The 19,257-nt window shown below is 60.0% G+C and carries 17 protein-coding genes and 1 pseudogene; 17 read left to right on the forward strand and 1 reads right to left on the reverse strand.

The features are described from left to right. The first annotated feature begins 107 nt into the window (after positions 1-107). The 9 genes from murC to OGM61_07360 all read left to right on the forward strand — a co-directional run bounded on the left by murC (position 108) and on the right by OGM61_07360 (position 11,925). Complete coding sequence (gene murC, locus OGM61_07320) at positions 108-1,493, forward strand: UDP-N-acetylmuramate--L-alanine ligase (protein UYI83667.1); 1,386 nt, start codon at positions 108-110, stop codon at positions 1,491-1,493. Positions 1,494-1,674: 181 nt separating this feature from the next. After that, on the forward strand, positions 1,675-4,020 hold the full coding sequence (locus OGM61_07325; GenBank protein UYI83668.1) for a SpoIIE family protein phosphatase: 2,346 nt from the start codon (positions 1,675-1,677) through the stop codon (positions 4,018-4,020). Next, complete coding sequence (locus OGM61_07330) at positions 4,020-4,376, forward strand: hypothetical protein (protein ID UYI83669.1); 357 nt, start codon at positions 4,020-4,022, stop codon at positions 4,374-4,376. The genes OGM61_07325 and OGM61_07330 overlap by 1 nt, the downstream gene beginning before the upstream one ends. A 134-nt stretch (positions 4,377-4,510) precedes the next feature. Beyond that, positions 4,511-5,746, forward strand: a complete 1,236-nt coding sequence (locus OGM61_07335) for an adenosylhomocysteinase (GenBank protein UYI83670.1) — start codon at positions 4,511-4,513, stop codon at positions 5,744-5,746. 35 nt (positions 5,747-5,781) lie between these two features. Further along, complete coding sequence (mgtE, locus tag OGM61_07340; GenBank protein UYI83671.1) at positions 5,782-7,185, forward strand: magnesium transporter; 1,404 nt, start codon at positions 5,782-5,784, stop codon at positions 7,183-7,185. A gap of 134 nt (positions 7,186-7,319) precedes the next feature. Then, on the forward strand, positions 7,320-8,903 hold the full coding sequence (locus OGM61_07345) for a SpoIID/LytB domain-containing protein (GenBank protein UYI83672.1): 1,584 nt from the start codon (positions 7,320-7,322) through the stop codon (positions 8,901-8,903). Beyond that, on the forward strand, positions 8,900-9,949 hold the full coding sequence (gene queA, locus OGM61_07350) for a tRNA preQ1(34) S-adenosylmethionine ribosyltransferase-isomerase QueA (GenBank protein UYI83673.1): 1,050 nt from the start codon (positions 8,900-8,902) through the stop codon (positions 9,947-9,949). Before OGM61_07345 ends, queA begins: the two co-directional genes overlap by 4 nt. A 201-nt stretch (positions 9,950-10,150) precedes the next feature. Beyond that, positions 10,151-11,284: a GntR family transcriptional regulator gene (locus OGM61_07355; GenBank protein ID UYI83674.1), complete on the forward strand. Its 1,134-nt coding sequence runs from the start codon at positions 10,151-10,153 to the stop codon at positions 11,282-11,284. Positions 11,285-11,475: 191 nt separating this feature from the next. Further along, positions 11,476-11,925 carry an Hsp20/alpha crystallin family protein gene (locus OGM61_07360; GenBank protein UYI83675.1) on the forward strand — a complete coding sequence of 150 codons (450 nt, stop codon included), beginning with the start codon at positions 11,476-11,478 and terminating at the stop codon, positions 11,923-11,925. A 120-nt stretch (positions 11,926-12,045) separates the two neighbouring features. Here the strand turns inward: OGM61_07360 and OGM61_07365 are convergent. Then, positions 12,046-13,398 (reverse strand): annotated as a pseudogene (locus OGM61_07365) (4Fe-4S binding protein). A 36-nt stretch (positions 13,399-13,434) separates the two neighbouring features. Between OGM61_07365 and OGM61_07370 the strand changes: the two are divergent. The 8 genes from OGM61_07370 (at position 13,435) to ruvA (ending at position 19,242) form a co-directional block, all read left to right on the forward strand. Continuing rightward, positions 13,435-13,983, forward strand: coding sequence for a DUF368 domain-containing protein (locus tag OGM61_07370; GenBank protein UYI85574.1), 549 nt, complete (start codon positions 13,435-13,437; stop codon positions 13,981-13,983). 137 nt (positions 13,984-14,120) lie between these two features. Next, positions 14,121-15,251 carry a tRNA guanosine(34) transglycosylase Tgt gene (gene tgt, locus OGM61_07375; GenBank protein UYI83676.1) on the forward strand — a complete coding sequence of 377 codons (1,131 nt, stop codon included), beginning with the start codon at positions 14,121-14,123 and terminating at the stop codon, positions 15,249-15,251. Positions 15,252-15,344: 93 nt separating this feature from the next. Beyond that, a complete protein-coding gene (yajC, locus tag OGM61_07380; GenBank protein ID UYI83677.1) occupies positions 15,345-15,692 on the forward strand; it encodes a preprotein translocase subunit YajC in 348 nt (115 codons plus the stop codon). 71 nt (positions 15,693-15,763) lie between these two features. Beyond that, positions 15,764-16,192 carry a hypothetical protein gene (locus OGM61_07385; GenBank protein UYI83678.1) on the forward strand — a complete coding sequence of 143 codons (429 nt, stop codon included), beginning with the start codon at positions 15,764-15,766 and terminating at the stop codon, positions 16,190-16,192. 314 nt (positions 16,193-16,506) lie between these two features. After that, on the forward strand, positions 16,507-17,085 hold the full coding sequence (locus OGM61_07390) for a stage II sporulation protein M (GenBank protein UYI83679.1): 579 nt from the start codon (positions 16,507-16,509) through the stop codon (positions 17,083-17,085). 65 nt (positions 17,086-17,150) lie between these two features. After that, positions 17,151-18,023, forward strand: a complete 873-nt coding sequence (xerD, locus tag OGM61_07395; protein UYI83680.1) for a site-specific tyrosine recombinase XerD — start codon at positions 17,151-17,153, stop codon at positions 18,021-18,023. Between the two features lie 107 nt (positions 18,024-18,130). Beyond that, entirely contained in the window at positions 18,131-18,646 is a 516-nt protein-coding gene (gene ruvC / locus OGM61_07400) for a crossover junction endodeoxyribonuclease RuvC (GenBank protein UYI85575.1), read from the forward strand. Then, positions 18,631-19,242: a Holliday junction branch migration protein RuvA gene (gene ruvA / locus OGM61_07405; protein UYI83681.1), complete on the forward strand. Its 612-nt coding sequence runs from the start codon at positions 18,631-18,633 to the stop codon at positions 19,240-19,242. The genes ruvC and ruvA overlap by 16 nt, the downstream gene beginning before the upstream one ends. The last annotated feature ends 15 nt before the right edge of the window (positions 19,243-19,257 follow it).

Raw genomic sequence — 19,257 nt, forward strand, 5'->3', positions numbered from 1 at the left:
CGGTATGAAAATAACAACTGTAACCTGTCTGTAACCAGTTCGCGCGGCGTTGGGCGATCCCGCTGCGCCGGACATTACAATATTTTGAATGAAATTTGGTGCTTTGAATGGATTTTCAGGATTATCTGGTTCCCGGGAAAACCGGGCTGCTGATCGGTATCGGCGGCGTGTCCATGTCGCCGCTGGCAGAGGTGCTGCATGATGCGGGGCTGGACATCCGCGGCTCGGACATGAGCGAGAGCGACAATACGCTCACGCTGCGCGAGCGCGGCATTCCGATCCACATCGGCCACAGCGCCGCCAACGTTACGGATGATATCGAGTTCGTGATCCGCACGGCCGCCGTTCATGACGACAATCCGGAGGTGCACGAGGCGCACCGCCGCGGCATCCCGGTCTTTGAGCGGACGCAGGCATGGGGCGCGCTCATGCGCGGCTACCCGAATGCGCTGTGTATTTCCGGCACACACGGCAAGACGACGACGACGTCCATGTGCACGCACATCATGATGGCGGCGGAAAAAGACCCGACCGTCATGATCGGCGGCACGCTTCCGCTGCTGCACGCCTGCCACCGTGTCGGCAAGGGCAATACGATCATCATGGAGTCGTGCGAGTACTATAACTCGTTCCTTTCGCTGAATCCGACGATCGCCGTGATTTTGAACATCGAGGCGGATCATCTGGACTTTTTCAAGGACATCGAGGACATCAAGCACTCGTTCCGCCAGTTTGCCGAGCGCGTTCCGGCCGAGACCGGCACCGTGATCGCAAACTGTGACGATGTCAACACCATGGATGCGCTGCGCGGGATCGAGCGCAAGGTCATCACCTTCGGTCTCAGCCCGAAGGCGGACGTGTATGCGGAGAACATCATGCACCGCGGCTCTTCGTCCGAGTTTGATATTTATCACCGGGGAAATCTGTTTGCCCATGTGACGCTCCATGTTCCCGGCATCCACAATGTGCGCAACGCGCTCGCTGCCACGGCTGCGGCCATTGTGCTCGGCGTCAGCCCCAATGCCGTCAAGTACGGTCTTGCCGGCTTTGAAGGCGCGGGCCGGCGGTTTGATTATAAGGGCAAGTTCCAGGGCGCGGATCTGTATGACGATTATGCGCACCACCCGAGTGAGCTGCGCGCGCTGCTCGACGCGGTGGATACGCTCGACTATCAGCGCACGATCGTCGTGTTCCAGCCGCACACCTACAGCCGCACGGCAAAGCTCTTCAATGATTTTGTGGAGCAGCTGCGCCGCCCGACGATCGTCTATCTGGCGGAGATCTATGCTGCGCGCGAGAAAAACACCATCGGCATTTCTTCTGCCGATCTGGCCGCGCAGATCCCGGGCGCGAAGTTTTACCCGACGTTTGCGGAGATCGAGGCCGAGCTGCGCCGCATTGCCCGCCCGGGCGACATTATTCTGACTGTGGGCGCCGGCGACGTGTTCCGCATCGGCGAGCACCTCCTGTACCCGGCGGACAATAAGGACTGAGCCCACGCGATTAAAACGGAATTTCATCAAAAGCTGTCGGTTTGCGGCCGGCAGCTTTTTTGCGCCCAAAAGCAAACGATTCCTGCGCAAAGACATTTTCTGCGACAGCGTGGAATGACAGTTTTCATAACAATGAAAATCTATAATTTATGTAAACTGTTTTGCGTCAGGAGGAACCGTTATGAATGTCAAGATCGCGGGACACGACCGGCCGGTGCGTGCACCCGGCGCCTTGCCGAGCCCAATCGGGCTGCTGCCGGCAAGTGAAAATGCCAAATGGGTCGGTATGCTCGTCAGCTTTGCGCTCGGGCTGATCCTGTCAACGGCGCATATCGCCGGGTCGCCGGCGCCGTTCGGTCTGGCGTTCCTGGCGGCGATGGGGTATGGCTCCGGCGGCGCGCTGTGCCTTGCCGGCTGCGCGCTCGGCTACTTTGCGGCCTTCGGCGTTGCGACCGGCACGCAGCTCGCCGCCGGCTGCTGCCTGATTTTTCTGACGGCATATTTTCTGCGCAGTCATCCGTTTGTGCAGACGCGCTGGTATCCGTCGGCTGTCTCCGCGGCGGCTTACATACTGACGCGGCTGGTGCTGTGTCTGCTCACGGGCGGCCTGTCGCTGCTGCTGGTGTCCCGCATGGTACTGTTTTTGCTGCTGTGCGCCGCATCGGCCTATGGGTTTGACGATCTGCTGCGCGCGCAGGAGCCGCGCACGGTCAATGCGGAGATCTGCCGCAATGTCTCGACCGTGTTTCTGCTGGCGTGTCTGCTCATGGGCGTGAACAATCTGCTGCTGTTCGACACGCTGTCGGTCGGCCGGGCGCTCTCGGTGCTCATTCTGCTCATCCTCAGCGGGACGGGCGGCGCGCTGTGTGGGGCATCGGCCGGGCTGATCCTCGGCATCGCCATGGACGTGGCCGCCGGTGCGGGCGTCCTGTTCTCGGTCGTCTATGCCGCTGCCGGGCTGCTGTCCGGGCAGTTTTGCAAGCATCGGCGTGGGTTTTATCTGCTCATATTCGCGGCGGCGTACCTGCTGACGCTGTTTTGCATCCCGCTTCCGGAGCTGCGCATCGGCGCGGGCGTGGAGCTGGCGCTTGCCATGGGCGCATATCTGGTGATCCCGAAGAAGTTCGTGGTAGCGGTCGGCGCGTTTTTGCAGCCGCTGCGCGGCGGGAGCGGGGAGTCCGGTCTGCGCCGCTATGTCGCGGGGCGCGTAGGCGGCGTGGCGCATGCGTATCAGCAACTGCATGACACGGCGTGTCAGGCTGCAAGTACGGCAGAGAATGATGCCGATGTGGCGAAAGTCTTTGACCGCGCGGCCGACCGCGTCTGCTGCCGGTGCAAGCTGCAGCAGGAGTGCTGGACGCGCCGGGCGCTTGATACGCTCAACATCATGAACGATGTCACGCGCCGCATTCAGGCGCGCGGCCGGCTGCTGCCGGAGGATTTCCCGCCGTACTTTCGTGACCGCTGCGTCCATCTGCACGAGTATACCGAGGTCGTCAACGGCGAGCTGCGCCTGCGTGCCTACCGGCAGCGGATGCAGGAAACGCTGCAGGAAAACCGCACCGTGCTCTGGGAGCAGTATGCCGACTTTGCGCAGGTGCTCACAAATGTTTCCCGTGAGCTCGACAGCAGCTACGGCGCTGACCCACTGGCGGAGCAGCGCCTGATCCGCTGGCTTCGCACCATCGGTGTGGAAGCGGACGCAGCTGTGTTCCGCGAGAGCACGGGCCGCCTGCGCGTGACGATCGACAGCCGCTATCTGCGCCCGCTGCTGGAACTGCCGGACTATCTGGACAAGCTCTCGGCAACGCTGGGCGTGCGCCTGTGCATGCCGGAAAACGCCGCGCGTGACGACAGCCTGCTCCTGCTCGAGGCAGAGCCGCTGGCCGTCTCCGTTGGCATTGCGTCCATGCGCAAGAAGGGGGAGACAGTCTCCGGCGACCGCGGCACGTATTTCAAGACAGACGCGGGGCAGCTGTGCGTGATCCTGTCCGACGGCATGGGCTGCGGCGAGACGGCGGCCGACGGCAGCATCAGCACGGTCGGCATGCTGGAGGAATTTTTGCGCTCCGGCGTCAGCCCGGCGCTGGCGATGAAGCTGCTCAACTCCGCCATGCTCCTGCGCGACGGGGAGAACTGGGGCTATGCCACCGTGGATCTCATGTGCATGAATCTCTTCACCGGTGAGGCGGATTTTTATAAGTACGGCGCTGCGCCGACGTATGTCAAGTCCGGCGGCGCGCTCAAAAAACTGCGCTGCACGTCCTTCGCGCCCGGCCTCGAGCAGGAGAGCGGCAAAGCGCCGGACGAGCTGCACATGCATCTCAAGCCCGGCAGCGTGGCCGTGATCGCAAGCGACGGCGTTGTCTCCGACGGCCGCGACGAGTGGCTGCGCAGGCTGCTGAGCGATTCGGACGACCGTGATATGAAAACGCTGGCGGGCAGCGTCGTGCGCGCGGCGATCCGCGAATACGGACGCAGCGACGACATGACCGCCCTGGCGGTAAAAGTGGAGGTGCGCAGCTGATGAAACGAAAAAACAAGCCCATCCGCAGACCGGACGCCGTGCAGCCGCTCCCGCTGCCGGCTGACGCGGACGAGATCGCCTTCGCCCACGGCGTTTCGCGCCGCGTCGTCGTAGTCGATGCAGCCGAAAGCCCGCTGTTCGAGCAGATCATTTACATCGTGCGCGATGATGCCGCCAGCGGCGGCGTCACGGCGGCGGATCTGGTGCAGCAGGCACGCGATGCCGTCGGACATGTACCGGCAGCGCCCACGCCACGGCCGCGGCAAAAATCCTATACCGGTCTGCTGATCTGGCTGTGTTCCGTCGCCGGCGTGCTGGCGGCGGGCATCGGATACTGCCTGTACTGCGGCTGGTGATGGTACGAATCTCCTGCGACCCGGAGGGATATGCATCCTCCGGGTCGTTTTCTGCGGAAAAACCGGTTGTCAACGCTTGACGAAAGTGTTAGAATAAAGCGCCTGAAACGATTTTTACAGCGGGAGGTTACTTTATGAGCACGATCAAGGACCTGAACCTGGCGCCATCCGGTGAGCGGAAGATCCGCTGGGTGGAAGCACATATGCCTGTTTTGCGCGATATCGGCAGCGATTTTGCGCGCGAAAAGCCGTTTGCCGGCCTGAAGATCGCACTCTCCGTGCATCTGGAGGCCAAGACGGCCTACCTGTGCCGCGTGCTCGAGATGGGCGGAGCGGAGATGCACGTCACCGGGTCCAACCCGCTGTCTACGCAGGACGACGTTGCCGCAGCGCTGGCGGCGAAGGGCATGGACGTGCACGCGGTCTACGGCTGCACGGACGAAGAATACCAGGCGCACCTGCGCAGCGTGCTCTCCGTCGGGCCGAACATCATCATTGACGACGGCGGCGATCTTGTGCACCTGATGCACACGGAGTTCACGGATCTTATTCCGCAGGTCATCGGCGGCTGTGAGGAGACGACGACCGGCATCCACCGCCTGCGGATCATGGACCGTGCCGGAACGCTGCGTTTCCCGATGATCATGGTCAATGACGCCGACTGCAAGCACCTGTTCGATAACCGCTACGGTACGGGTCAGTCTGTGTGGGACGGCATCATGCGCACGACGAACCTCGTCGTGGCCGGTAAGTACGTCGTCGTGAGCGGCTATGGCTGGTGCGGCAAGGGCGTGGCCCTGCGCGCCAAGGGCCTCGGCGCGAAAGTCATCGTGACAGAAGTTGACCCCATCCGGGCGCTCGAGGCCGTTATGGACGGCTACGAGGTCATGCCGATGATGGATGCCGCCGCCATCGGCGACATTTTCGTGTCCGTCACGGGCTGCAAAGACGTCATTACGCTCGAGCACTGCGAGCGGATGAAGGACGGCGCGATCGTCTCCAACGCCGGACACTTCAATGTCGAGATCGACATGGAGGCGCTCGACCGCTGCGCGGATGAAATCTATGAGGCGCGGCACAATATTGATGCTTACCGTCTGCCGAACGGCAAGACGATCTATGTCATTGCGCAGGGGCGGCTGGTCAATCTGGCGGCCGGCGACGGCCACCCGGCGGAGATCATGGACATGAGCTTTGCCGTGCAGGCCATGAGCGCGGAGTATCTGGTGCGCACGCGTGGCCAGCTGAAACCGGGCGTCGTGTCGGTCCCCGCGGAAATCGATGACAACATTGCGCGCCGCAAGCTCAAGGCTATGGGCGTTTCCATTGACAGCCTGAGCTGTAGCCAGAAAGAATACCTGAACGGTTGATGCTTTGAGACCGGACGGAAAGGAGGGGCAGAGAGATGGACGATCAGAACCGGGAATACGAAGATTACGAGGCACTGCACGACGAGCTCTTTGCACTTCTCGATCAGCACCGGATGAAGGCGCTGAGCCAAAAGCTCGGCGAGATGAACGAGTTTGACATTTCCGAGTTCCTCGGCGAGCTGTGGGAGGATAACCCGCAGCGGATGGCCATGGTGTTCCGTATCCTGTCCAAGGAGATCGCGGCGGCCGTGTTCGCCAACCTCGAGGTCGAGGAGCAGGAGACGATCATCAACTCCATCACCGATACGGAGCTTGCCGGCATCATCGAAGAGCTGTATGTTGACGACGCCGTCGACATGATGGAGGAGCTGCCGGCCAATGTGGTCAAGCGTGTCATGCGCACGGCGACGCCTGCCACGCGCAACCTCATCAACCAGTACCTGAAATATCCCGAGAATTCTGCCGGCAGCATCATGACGGCCGAGTTTGTGGACCTGAAAAAATACATGAGCGTGCGCGAGGCGTTCGCCCGCATCCGCAAGATCGGCGAGGATAAGGAGACAATCTACGTCTGCTATGTCACGTCGGCCAAGCGCAAGCTCGAAGGCGTTGTCACCGTCAAGGATCTGCTGCTGTCGGACGATGACGTGATCCTGGAAGACATCATGGACACGAACGTCATCTATGCCTCCACGACCGACGACCAGGAAGAGGTCTCGGAGATGATCTCCAACTACGACCTGATCGCGATCCCGGTCGTGGATAAGGAAGGCTGTCTCGTCGGTATCGTCACGGTCGACGATATCATCGACGTCATGGAGCAGGAGACGACGGAAGACATCGAAAAGATGGCCGGTATCACGCCGTCCGATAAGCCCTACTCCCGCACGAGCGTCGTGGATATCTGGAAAAACCGCATCCCGTGGCTGATGTTCCTCATGCTCTCGGCGACGTTCACCGGCATGATCGTCACGCACTTTGAGGACGCACTGGCCACGCAGGTCGCGCTCGCGTCGTTCATGCCCATGCTCATGGGCACGGGCGGCAACTCCGGCAGCCAGTCATCCACGGCGATCATCCGCAGCCTGTCGCTGGGCGATACCTCTCCGTCGGACGCGCTGCGCGTGATCTGGAAGGAGCTGCGCGTTGCGTTTTTGTGCGGCGTCTCGCTCGCGGCGGCCAACTTTATCAAGATGCTGCTCGTTGACCGGCTGCTGCTGGGCAACATCGCCGTCACGATGCCGGTCGCGGCGACCGTCTGCTGCACGATCGTGTTCGTGGTCATGTTCGCAAAGGTCGTGGGCAGTCTGCTGCCGATGATCGCGGAAAAGATCGGCGTCGACCCGGCCGTCATGGCAAGTCCGCTCATTTCGACGATCACGGACGCCGTGTCGCTGCTGATCTATTTTTCCATTGCGAAAATGTTCCTGCATTTTTAATTTGCATTTCAACGCCCCCGGAGCATCCGGGGGCGTTTTACCATGGAAAAGCACTTGCATAATGCGCGGAAAATCATTATAATAAAGTGTCATATTTTGCGTATGACCACTCTCACGAAACAGCGAGGTGCGCTATGAAATCAAGCCTGAAACGAGTGATAACGGCGCTGCTTGCCGCCGTCATGCTGGCTGCGATCCCCTGTGTGCCGGCCTTCGGCGCGCAGGAGTATTACGTCAATGACGGAGAAAACACGCTGGCGCTGGCGGATGCGTATGCCATCGGCGCGGACGGCAGCACGGCGAAGCTGCCGGAGCGCGGCGTCTATGCCGCCACGGCGAGCGGCACGCAGCTGCTCGGCGGCAGTGAATACGACGATGAGCAGCCGAACATTCCAAACGGTATCGTCCGCGTCGGTCTGGCCTTCGGTTCGACGGCGCTGGATGCGGTCCATCTGCAGATCAAGACCGGTTCCGGCTTCGCCTTCGGATACTATGACTCCGATCGTGTGTTCCAGTCCGTCGGTTCGACGGCGGAGAGCGCCGTCACCGTTATTGCGGATACGAACGTCACGGTTGGGGACAGCGCGTTCGGCGCTTATCATGTCCAGCTCGGCGATACCTATGCGAGCTTTGACGCTGCGCAGGCAGCGGCCAACAGCTGCGGCGGCTATCCGGTGTATTATAACGGCAGCTACCGCGTGCGCATCGGCAGTTACCGGAGCGCGGACGATGCACCGGCGGGGCAAGGGACAGTTGTCTCCGGCGGCGCACGCAGTGTGCTGGTCGTGAAGGCCAGCACGGAGCAGATCCTGTTCGGCTTCGACTGCGGCTCGACCCGCTCGCTCTCGCTTGCACCGCAGAACGGCAGCGGTGCTGCCATCACGCAGGTTGCCGAGTGCAAGGAGCGCAACGGCAGCCGGTCGTGCACGTATTACGGCGATTTTCAGTTTACCCGCCTCAGCACACAGGAACCGCAGAAGCTCACGCTGGTGAATTTTGTCGGTCTGGAGCCCTATGTCAAGGGCGTCACGCCGTATGAAATGAGCAGCGGCTGGCCGCTCGAGGCGCTCAAGGCGCAGGCGGTCTGCGCGCGCACCTATGTCGCTTCCCACATGAACGGCTCGCCGGCCTACGGCTTTGACGTGACAGGTACAACGACCAGCCAGGTCTATTACGGTACACTTGACGCATCAGCGAACAGTGACCGCGCCGTGGATGAGACGGCAGGGAAGTTCGTCCGCTATGAGGGCAAGCTGTGCGAAACGTTCTACTTTGCGGCGGACGGCGGCGCGACCGAGGACTCCGAAAACGTCTGGGTGACCAAGGTGCCGTACCTGCGCGGTGTCGTCGATCCGTATGAGAAGGACATCGAATTTTACTGCAAGAGCTGGAGCACGACCATCTCCCGTGCAGCCGTCGGGGACGTCTCCATCACCTATACGCCCATTGGCAATGCCATGACCGTGACGGTCGGCGGCAAAACCTACAGCAAAGACGCCGTGCGCACATTCCTGACAAGCGTCTGCGGCCTGCGCTATAACAGCCGCCACTTTACCGTGGAGTATGACGCTGCCTCGGACACTTATTCTGTCGTCGGCGGCGGCTATGGCCACAACTGCGGCATGAGTCAGTGGGGGGCCAAGGCCATGGCGCAGGAACACGGCAAAACCTATGAAGAGATTATCAGTTTCTACTATACTGGAGCTTATGTAGCATGAAAAAATCGGATTTTTATTTTGACCTGCCGGAGGAGCTCATCGCGCAGACGCCGCTCGAGCGCCGCGATGCCTCCCGGCTGCTGACGCTGGACAAAACGACCGGCGCTGTCGCACACCATCACTTTTACGAGCTGCCGCAGTTCCTGCGTCCGAACGACTGCCTTGTGCTCAACGATTCGCGCGTGCTTCCGGCGCGCCTGCTCGGCCACCGCAGCACCGGCGGCGCGGTCGAGGTGCTGCTGCTGCGCGACCTTGGCGACGGCAAGTGGGAGTGCCTGACCCGGCCGGGCCGCAAGACCCAGCCCGGCACTGCGCTCTCGTTTGGCGACGGGGAACTCACCGCTACGGTCGTCGATGCGATCGCCGACGGCAACAAGATCGTACAGTTTCACTATGACGGCATCTTTCTGGAGGTGCTCGAGCGGCTGGGCAAAATGCCGCTGCCGCCGTACATCAAGGCAGAGCTGCAGGATCAGGAGCGCTACCAGACGGTCTATTCCCGCGAGCTTGGCAGCGCCGCCGCGCCGACAGCCGGCCTGCACTTCACGAAGGAGCTGCTGCAGCGGATCGCGGACATGGGTGTGAAGATCGGCTATGTCACGTTGCACGTCGGCCTTGGCACGTTCCGCCCTGTCAAGGAGGACGAGATCGAGGATCACCCGATGCACTCGGAGTTTTGCATCATCCCGGAGGAAACGGCGCGCATGGTCAACGAGACGAAGGCCAATGGTGGCCGCGTCGTCTGCATCGGCACGACATCCTGCCGCACGGTCGAGAGCTTTGCGGATGCGGACGGAACGCTCCGCGCGCAGTCCGGCTGGACGGACATCTTCATCTACCCCGGCTACAAATTCAAGTGCATGGATGCGCTCGTCACGAATTTCCACCTGCCGGAGAGCACGCTCATCATGCTCGTGTCGGCGCTGGCCGGGCGGGAGCACATCCTCAACGCATACAAGATCGCCGTCGAAAACCGCTATCGGTTCTTCTCGTTTGGCGACGCCATGTTCATTGCCGATGGCCTCGATGCCGGCGGCGCTGAGTAAGAAAATGAAAAAACAGGCTCGCGGCCGCGAGCCTGTTTTTTGCTGTATCGGTTCAGTTTTGCGCAGCTTCAAATGCCTGCTGCAGATCGGCGATGATATATCGGTGTCTTCCAGACCGACCGCCAGACGGATCAGGCGATCCGAGAAGCCGGCGGCCTCGATCTCTTCTTTCGTGCACACGGAGTGCGTCATGGAAGCCGGATGCTTGATGAGCGTCCCGCAGTCGCCGAGGCTGACGGCCAGCGCGCACAGATGCACGTGGTTGAGCACCTTCTTGGCTTCCTCGAAGCTGCCCATCTCGAACGAGACAACGCCGCCGAACCGCGTCATCTCGCGGACGGCCACGGCGTGATCGGGATGGTTCTCCAGACTGGGATAGAACACTTTCTGCACATACTTGGAGCCGGCAAGGAAGTCCACCACTTTCTGCGTGTTTGCGCAGACGGCGTCCATGCGCACCTTGAGCGTCTTGAGGCCGCGCAGGATCAAAAACGCCTCCTGCGGCCCGAGCACTGCGCCCGTAATGTCCTTGAGTCTGACCATGCGGATCTGGTCCATGATCTCCTTGCGCGCCGCCGAGAAGCCCACGACCACGTCGCCGTGGCTGTTGAGATACTTGGTCGCGCCGTGCACGACGACATCCGCGCCCAGCTTCAGCGGCTGCACCAACAGCGGCGTGGAAAAGGTATTGTCCACGATGACGAGACAGTCCGGATCCTGCGCATGCGCGTAGTCCGCGACGGCGCAAAGCGCCTGTATCAGCAGATCTATGCGCAGCTGCGCGCACAGATCTTCTCCGACGAGATCGCGGCCGGACAGCCGCTGCCGTCGTATCGGTTTATGAGCCGGAAATACCAGGTCAACGTCGCCACGGTGGAAAAGGCGTATGATCTGCTGGAGGCCAACGGTTATATCCGCCGCTGTCAGGGCAGCGGGTGTTATGTCCTGCCGCTGGATAATTTCGAGTTCTTTGCCGACGGCGTGGTGCTCTACAGTTTTCAGGCCGGGCAGTCGGAGACCGGGCCGGTCTATGATTTTGCCACCAGCACGCCGCTGGCGACGCGGGAGGAGACGCGGCAATTTGTCGCGCTGGCCGACGAGCTCGCGCAGCAGCGGCCGGATGCGCTCCTGCGCTATCCGCCGACACGCAGGCGCTGCGGCAGCATCTGGCCGCGCGCAGCATTTGCTGCGCCTGAGCTATGTCGGCTGCCCGCTGGAGCAGATACCGGTAGGGATACACTCTATCGACTGGGAAATCGACTGGCTGCTGGAGCACCAAGCGGCGTTGGAAATTTAGTTGAGGTATCTTGTTGCATATTTTGTGAACAAACATAGTGCCTTTTGTGAACGTTAGCACTCACCTATTGACAGTGCTAAAAAGCGTGCTATGATGAAGACGATCGATGAGGGAGGGCCTCCAGAGGGCCTCCGGAGATCAGGCATTGTTGTACAAACGGTAACAGAGTTCGCCAACGCGTGGAGTTTTTCCCCAGCGCCTACGAAAGGTATGAATGGAGGAATGACTTATGTTGCCGAGCATTTTTGGTGAAAACCTGTTTGATGATTCGCTATCCGATTTCTTTGATTTCGGCCGTATGATGCCGCAGGTCAGCAGTGAGCTGTATGGCAAGCACGCCAGAAATCTGATGAAGACCGATGTCCGCGAACTGGACGGCTCGTATGAGCTGGACGTGGACCTGCCGGGCTTCAAGAAGGATGAAGTGACGGTCGATCTGCAGGACGGTTACCTGACGATCAGCGCTGCCAAGGGTCTGGACAAGGACGAGTCCGATAAGAAGGGCAAGTTCCTGCGCCAGGAGCGTTACGCCGGCTCCATGAGCCGCAGCTTCTATGTCGGTGACGATGTGGAATCCGCAGATGTCTCCGCGAAGTTCGAGGATGGCATTCTGAAGATCAGCGTCCCGAAGGCTGCGCCGAAGGAGCTTCCGAAGCACACGACCATCACGATCGAGTAATATGCAGCAATGCAAGCGCGCCCCGGCCAAAATGGCCGGGGCGCGCTGCTTTTTAAAGGGATATCCCCGCCGATGCCTGAAAAGGCATCGGCGGGGATACGTCTGTTATGAACAACGGTTTCAGCTGCGTTTGCTGCGCAGTTCCTTGACCTTGATCCTGGCAGCACGCTTGACCATGTAGGGGAGAATGGCTTTCATCTTGTCCTCGGAGCGGATCATCTTGGTCGCTTCCGGGTGATCGCGGCCAGGTGGATGGCGTCAAACTCGCATCTGGTCGTGCACACGCCGCAGCCGATGCAGCGGTTGGTATCGACGACGCACACGCCGCAGCCGATGCAGCGGTTGGTATCGACGACGCTCACGCCGCAGCCAAGGCAGCGGGACGCCTCCTTTTTGACCTGCTCTTCCGTGAACGTGCAGCGCGGGTCGCGGAACGTCTTGCGCGCTTCCGCGCCGGAGAGCGCCGCAGGCACCTGCCGTACCGGCGCGTCGAAGCACGCCGTCGGCAGGGCAACATTGCGCTTGTCCAGCTCGGGATACACGCGGCGGTTGCGGCCGATCGTCAGGCTCTGGCCCTCGTGCACGTAGCGGTGCAGGGAAATGGCGGCTTCCTTGCCGGCGGCAATGGCGTCGATCACAAACTTCGGCCCGGTGGCCACATCGCCGCCAACAAAGATGTCCGGCTGTGCGGTCTGAAGCGTGAGGCCGTCGCAGATGTGGCCGCAGACGGCGGGGAAGGGGTTCTCTTTTTTTGATAAGCTTGAGCGCGTCCATGTAGCGGCCTTCGGCAACCATGCGGATATAGCCCTGGACGGCAATATGCGCCGGGCAGTTGCTCTTGCAGGGGGCGGTGCCGGTGTCATAGCAGTTGGCGGACGGATTGTCGTCTCGGTAATTTTCGTTCCACATTTCCGGGCCCCATTTGGCCTCATCCGGCAGCACCTGCTTCGGATAGACGATCGGCCCCTCCTTCGTACACAGCTTCTGCCCGAGCTTGGCGGCACCCGCCGGGCACACCTTGGCGCACTGACCGCAGGCAACGCACTTTTCCGGATCGACATGCGCGCGGTAAGCGGATGCGGACATATTCGGCGTGTTGAACAGCTGGCTGGTGCGCAGCGCGTAGCAGGAGCAGACGCAGCAGTTGCAGATGCTGAGGATCTTGTCCTTGCCGTCAATATTCGTGATCTGGTGCACAAAGCCGTTTTCCTCGGCGCGCTGCAGGATCTCCATGACCTCTTCGCGCGTTGCAGGGCGCGCTTTATTGGTCTCGATGGCGTAGGTCGCCATGTCACCGACGGTAATGCACATGTCCTCTTCCAGATGGCCGCAGCCCTCATCGCGCACTCTGCGGGACCGGCGGCAGGAGCAGGCGCCGACCGCATACTTGCCGTCGTACTTATCCAGCCAGTGCGACAGATGCTCCAGATCGACCGACTTCTGCTCCGACGGGATCGCCTTTTCGAACGGGACGGCACGCTTGCCGAGCTCACGTTCCACACCGACTGGATGCGCTATGACTGCTATGTAGACCTCAGCGGCGCCGTGCTTGGCGCGTTTCGGGAAAACTGGCTGCCGTTTCTGGGCGGCCTTGTGCTGGTCGTCGGGCTCTCGGCGCTGCGTTTGTCCGCGCTGGTCAACGACCTCGGCTTCGGCATCGGCACGGCGCTGTATGCGTTTGCGGCCGGGGCGCTGGCGATCTCGGCGATGGTGCTGCCGGGCATCTCCGGTTCGTCTCTGCTGATGTCGTGCGGACTCTGTCTGCCCGTGATCGCGGCAATGAAAGACCTGCTGCAATTTCAGTTCGGCCAGTTCCGGCTGCTGGCGGCGGTTGGGCTGGGCCTGCTCGCGGGCTTTGCCATTGCTCCGCATTGCATCCGCGGCTGGATGCGCAAAGCGCCGGGCGCCGTCACCTATGCCGTGTTGGGCATGATGCTCGGCTCTCTCTATGCGATCATCGTCGGCCCGACGACACTGAAGGTGCCGCAGCACGCTATGACAATATCTGATTTTCACCTGATTTTCACCTCCTCTGGTTCGCGCTCGGCATTGCCGTGATGCTGGGCCTGGAGGCGCTGAAAAGGCGTGTGCAGAAGGCGCTGGCCCACTAATACGCAAATCTTCCGGGAACGCTTGACTTGATGCTGCAATCTGTTAGAATAAGTAGGCAATCCAAACAGAAAGGCAAGCAAACTATGTTTCAACTGATTTGCAAAGACGGCCATGCGCGCCGCGGCGCGTTCACAACGCCGCACGGTACGGTGCAGACGCCGGTGTTTATGAATGTCGGCACGCAGGCGGCCATCAAGGGCGCGCTCTCGGCGGAGGATCTGGAGACGATCGGCTGCCAGGTCGAGCTGTCCAACACGTACCACCTGCACGTGCGTCCCGGCGACGAATTGATCCGCGACCTGGGCGGCCTGCACAAATTCATGACCTGGGAAAAACCGATTCTGACCGACAGCGGCGGATTCCAGATCTTTTCGCTGGCGCAGCTTCGGAAGATCACGGAAGAAGGCGTTGCCTTCAACTGCCATGTGGACGGCCGGCACATTTTCATGGGGCCGGAAGAGAGCATGCGCATTCAGGCCAATCTTGGCTCGGATATTGCAATGGCGTTTGACGAGTGCATCAAGATCCCGTCGCCGTACGACTACGTGAAAAACTCCTGCGACCGGACGTATCGCTGGCTGCAGCGCTGCAAGGCGGCGCTCACGGATTACACCGGCCGTGACGATGCTGTCAATCCCGGCCAGGTGCTCTTCGGCATCAATCAGGGCACCATTTTTCACGATCTGCGCATTGAGCATATGAAGAAGATCGCAGACCTCGATCTGGCCGGTTATGCGATCGGCGGCCTCGCGGTGGGGGAGACGACGCAGGAGATGTATGATACCATTGCTGCCGTCGAGCCCTATATGCCGGCCAACAAGCCGCGCTACCTGATGGGCGTCGGCACACCGGGGAACATCATCGAATCCGTCGCGCGCGGCGTGGACTTTTTCGACTGCGTCATGCCGGCGCGCAACGGCCGCCACGGACATCTGTTCACGTGGTCAGGCATCATCAACATTAAAAATGAGAAATATCAGCGCGATGAGCAGCCGATCGACCCGCAGTGCGACTGCCCGGTCTGCCGGCGGTATTCCCGCGCCTATCTGCGGCACCTGTTCAAGGCGGAAGAGATGCTGGCCATGCGCTTTGCCGTGATGCATAATTTGTATTTTTATAATACGCTCATGCAGCGCATCCGCGCGGCGATCGAGGCGGGGGAGTATGAGGCGTTCCGGAAAAGTTACACATCCGTACTCGATATGCGCATTTAATGCTTGCATTTGCATAGGAAAGCAGATATAATATCTTTATCTTTATACGGAGGTAAAACCATGGGAAGCTCTGGCGGATATTCATCCATTATCATGATCGTTCTGATGCTTGTCATCTTCTATCTGTTCCTGATCCTTCCGGAGAACAAGAAGAAGAAAAAGCTCAATGAAATGCGTTCCAATCTGAAAGTCGGTGACGATATCGTCACGATCGGCGGTATGATGGGCAAAGTCGTCCACGTCACGGACGACAGCGTGACCTTCGAGACCAGCGAGGATCAGGTTCGCATCCAGGTTGCCAAGTGGGCCATTTCCACGAACGCCCGCGCCGAGGCGCAGGCTGCCAAGGAAGCTCAGGATCGCAAGGCTGCCAAGCAGAAAGCAAAAGAAGCGAAAAAGGAAGAGCCGAAGCACGAGGAGCCGAAGGGCCCCGAGGTGTAACGCTGCTTTCGGAATGATTCACCCCCTGCAGGAATATGCTGTGATGCATACGTTCTGCAGGGGGTGTTTTTTTGAATACGGAACAAAAATGGCTGCCGATGCTCTCGCGCGCGGCGGCGGCCGGCCTGGCCGGACTTGGACTCGCGCTGCTCTTGAGCTGGCTGGCTGCGCTGGCCATGAATCACGATGTGCTGCCCGGCTCAGATGTGCGCCTTGCTGCGTTGGTGTGCTGCGGGCTTGCGTGTCTTGCTGCCGGCGCGCTCTCGCCGCGGCCGGAGCAGGGGAGGGCACTTGGCGGAGCGATGACATGGGCGGTGTGGGCGATCGGATATCTCATCCTGAAGGCGGCCGTTGGCGCGCAGGTTTTCTGCGCCGCTACCGCCATGACGCTGCTGACCGCGCTGGCTGCTGCGATCGTCGGTTCGTGCATTTTTCATAAAAAGTTACGAAATAGAACAAAGAAGAAAAAACGGAAACAGAAGAGATATTACGGTTGGTAATCAGGCAGAAGGTTTACATAATCATCGTTTGATTACCTATATATTGCGTTAGATACGCAATGATTACCGAAATATAGTCATATACCGCTGGAAATACTGGGCATCTCTTTCTGCTCAGTTACGTGGTTTACATAATATTGTTAACATAATTTCTTGTCATAATAAACAAAAATGAACAAATTCTGACGAACTACTTGATAACATTTTCGATTTGTATTATATTATGTCTACAACGCATTATGTAAATTGTCATGTTATGAGCGTATGTTCATAGGCTGTCAGTGGTGATGAATGTGCGACATAACAGATTGCGTGTGCGCCGGAAACCGGCCGTCTCCCGCTTTCCGCTGCCGCCGCTGCTCGCGGTCGGTATGGCGGCGGGCTATGTGATCGGCTGCTGCTTCGGCGCCAATGCTGCGCTGCCGGAGCCGTCAAATCCGGTTCTTTCCTTTTTGAGCAGCAGCGGCGCGGGTGGGACGCTGTACGGCGGCTTGCTGACAGAGCTGTGCGTCTCGTGCGCCTACGGTTTTGCGTTTTTGCTGCTGTCTACGTCGTATCTTGGTTTTTTGCTGATTCCGGCCGTTTTCGGGATCAAAGGTTTTTTGTCCGCCTGTACGGCGGCCGCCTTCCTGAATTCCGGCTGCGACCATGCGTTTTGGCTCTCCTGCGTCGCAGTCGGTCTGCCCGGCATTTTTCTTGTGCCGGCGCTGTTTCTACTCGGAACGCTCTGCGCGCAGATGTCTGTGCGTCTGCTCGAGCAGCGGCGCGGCCTGCCAGTCCCCGTATCATCGGAGCGATATTCCCGGGAGCTGGCGCTTGTGTTCTGCCTGCTGTTGGCGGCTGCGGCCGCCGCGTGCTATGCAGTACCGTTTTTCACACGGCTTATTCTGTGACCTGTGGTCACTGTGGATGAAATCTGATTGGAAAGGGGGAAGTCGTCATGCGGGATTCCGACGGAATGGAATTGTTCGAGTCCTACCTGCGCGATGTCAAGCGCTCGTCGCAAAATACGATTTCCTCATATCTGCGGGATATCCGCCAACTCAGCGAATATCTGCACGCACACACGGATGCCGATCTTGGCTCCGCGGAAGAGGAAGAGCTGTGTGAATACATCGACTGGATGCGCAGTAACGGCAAGTCCGTTGCCACGGTTTCCCGGGCGATCGCATCGCTGAAAAATTTCTATGGGTTCCTGCTCAACAATCACTATGTGCAGCACAATCCGACCGGCAAGCTCGTACCGGACAAGGCCAAGCAGAAGCTGCCGCAGATCCTCTCGAGCAAAGAGGTCGAGCTGCTGCTGGCGCAGCCGGAGTGCACGGACGCCAAGGGCTACCGTGACCGCGCCATGCTCGAGCTGCTGTATGCGACCGGTATCCGTGTCAGTGAACTGATCTCGCTCAACATTACGGATGTAAATCTGTCCGCCGGTGTTATCCGCTGCCAGGGCCGCGATAAAGCGCGCATGATCCCCATGTATCCGGCGGCTGTCCGTGCGCTCACGGAGTACATCAACTTCATCCGCCCGCAGATGATCGCAGCGCCGGATGAACAGGCGCTGTTCGTCAACGTCAGCGGGGAACGGATGTCGCGTCAGGGCTTCTGGAAGCTCATCAAGAACTATCAGACCAAGGCCGGCATCGAAAAGACGATCACACCGCACACGCTGCGCCATTCCTTCGCTGCGCATCTGCTGGAAAACGGCGCGGATATCCACGCCATTCAGGAAATGCTCGGCCATGCGGACATCTCCTCGACGCAGATCTATTCGCACCTTGTCAGCAAGCAGCTCAAGGATGTCTACAACAAAGCGCACCCGCGTGCGTGACATACGTGTTTTCAAGCGCTCCGAAACGACTCGGGGCGCTTTTTCTTTTCCCGGCAGTTGCCTACGGGGCGAAAATATGCTATATTTATTTAATTGGAGTGATGCATATGCGGATCCTGGGCGTTGACCCCGGCATTGCCACGGTCGGCTTCGCGGTGCTGGACGCGGAAAAGCGCAGCCAGCGACTGCTGACCTGCGGCGTGATCACGACGCCGGCCAAAACGCAGCTGTCCAGCAGGCTCGACCAGATCTACCGCGACCTGAATGAACTCATCGCGCAGTTTCACCCGGAAGTGATGGCGGTCGAGGAGCTGTTTTTCAATACGAATATCACGACCGGCATCGCTGTTGCCCATGGCCGCGGCATCATCCTGCTCTCAGGCTATCAGGCCGGGCTGCAGATCTATGAATACACGCCGCTGCAGGTCAAGCAGGCGGTCGTCGGTTATGGCCGTGCGGACAAAAAGCAGGTCATGGACATGGTGCGTCGCATCCTGTCCCTGCAGGCCGTGCCGAAGCCGGACGACGCGGCGGACGCCGTCGCTATCGCGCTCTGCCATGCGCGCAGCGCCACATCTTTGATCCATCAACAGGAGAGATTTGATCCATGTTCTACCATATAAACGGAGTCGTTACCGATATCGAACCGAATCTGGTCGTGCTGGAGTGCGGCGGCGTGGGCTATGCGCTCAACGCCAGCCTGAACACGATCAGCAGCGTCAGAACGGGCGAGCGCGCCAAGCTCTATACGTATGAGTGCATCCGCGAAGATGCACATGATCTCTACGGCTTTGCCAGCAAGAGCGAAAAGCACTGCTTTGAGTTGCTGCTCGGCATCTCCGGCGTTGGACCGAAGGCAGCGCTGTCCATCCTTTCATCCAACACGCCGGACGGACTGGCATTGGCGGTGCTCAACGGCGATGAAAAGGCGCTCACGAGTGCGCCCGGCATCGGCAAGCGCATTGCGCAGCGCATCCTGCTCGAACTCAAGGACAAGATGGCCAAGGAGAGCGCAAGCGTGGACTTTGCGGATCTGACGCCGGCGGTGCCCGCATCGGACGCGGCCTCGGCCGCGCGCAGCGATGCGATCGCCGGCCTGTCCGTGCTCGGTTACAGCATGCCGGAGATCAATGCGGCGCTGCGCACGCTGCCGTCCATTGAGGGCATGAGCGCGGATCAGATCATCAAGGCCGCGCTGCGCGCCATGATGCAGCAGTAAGCAGGGGAGGGAGCG

This window comes from Clostridiales bacterium, from assembly GCA_025757645.1.
GTDB lineage: Bacteria > Bacillota > Clostridia > Oscillospirales > Oscillospiraceae > CAG-103.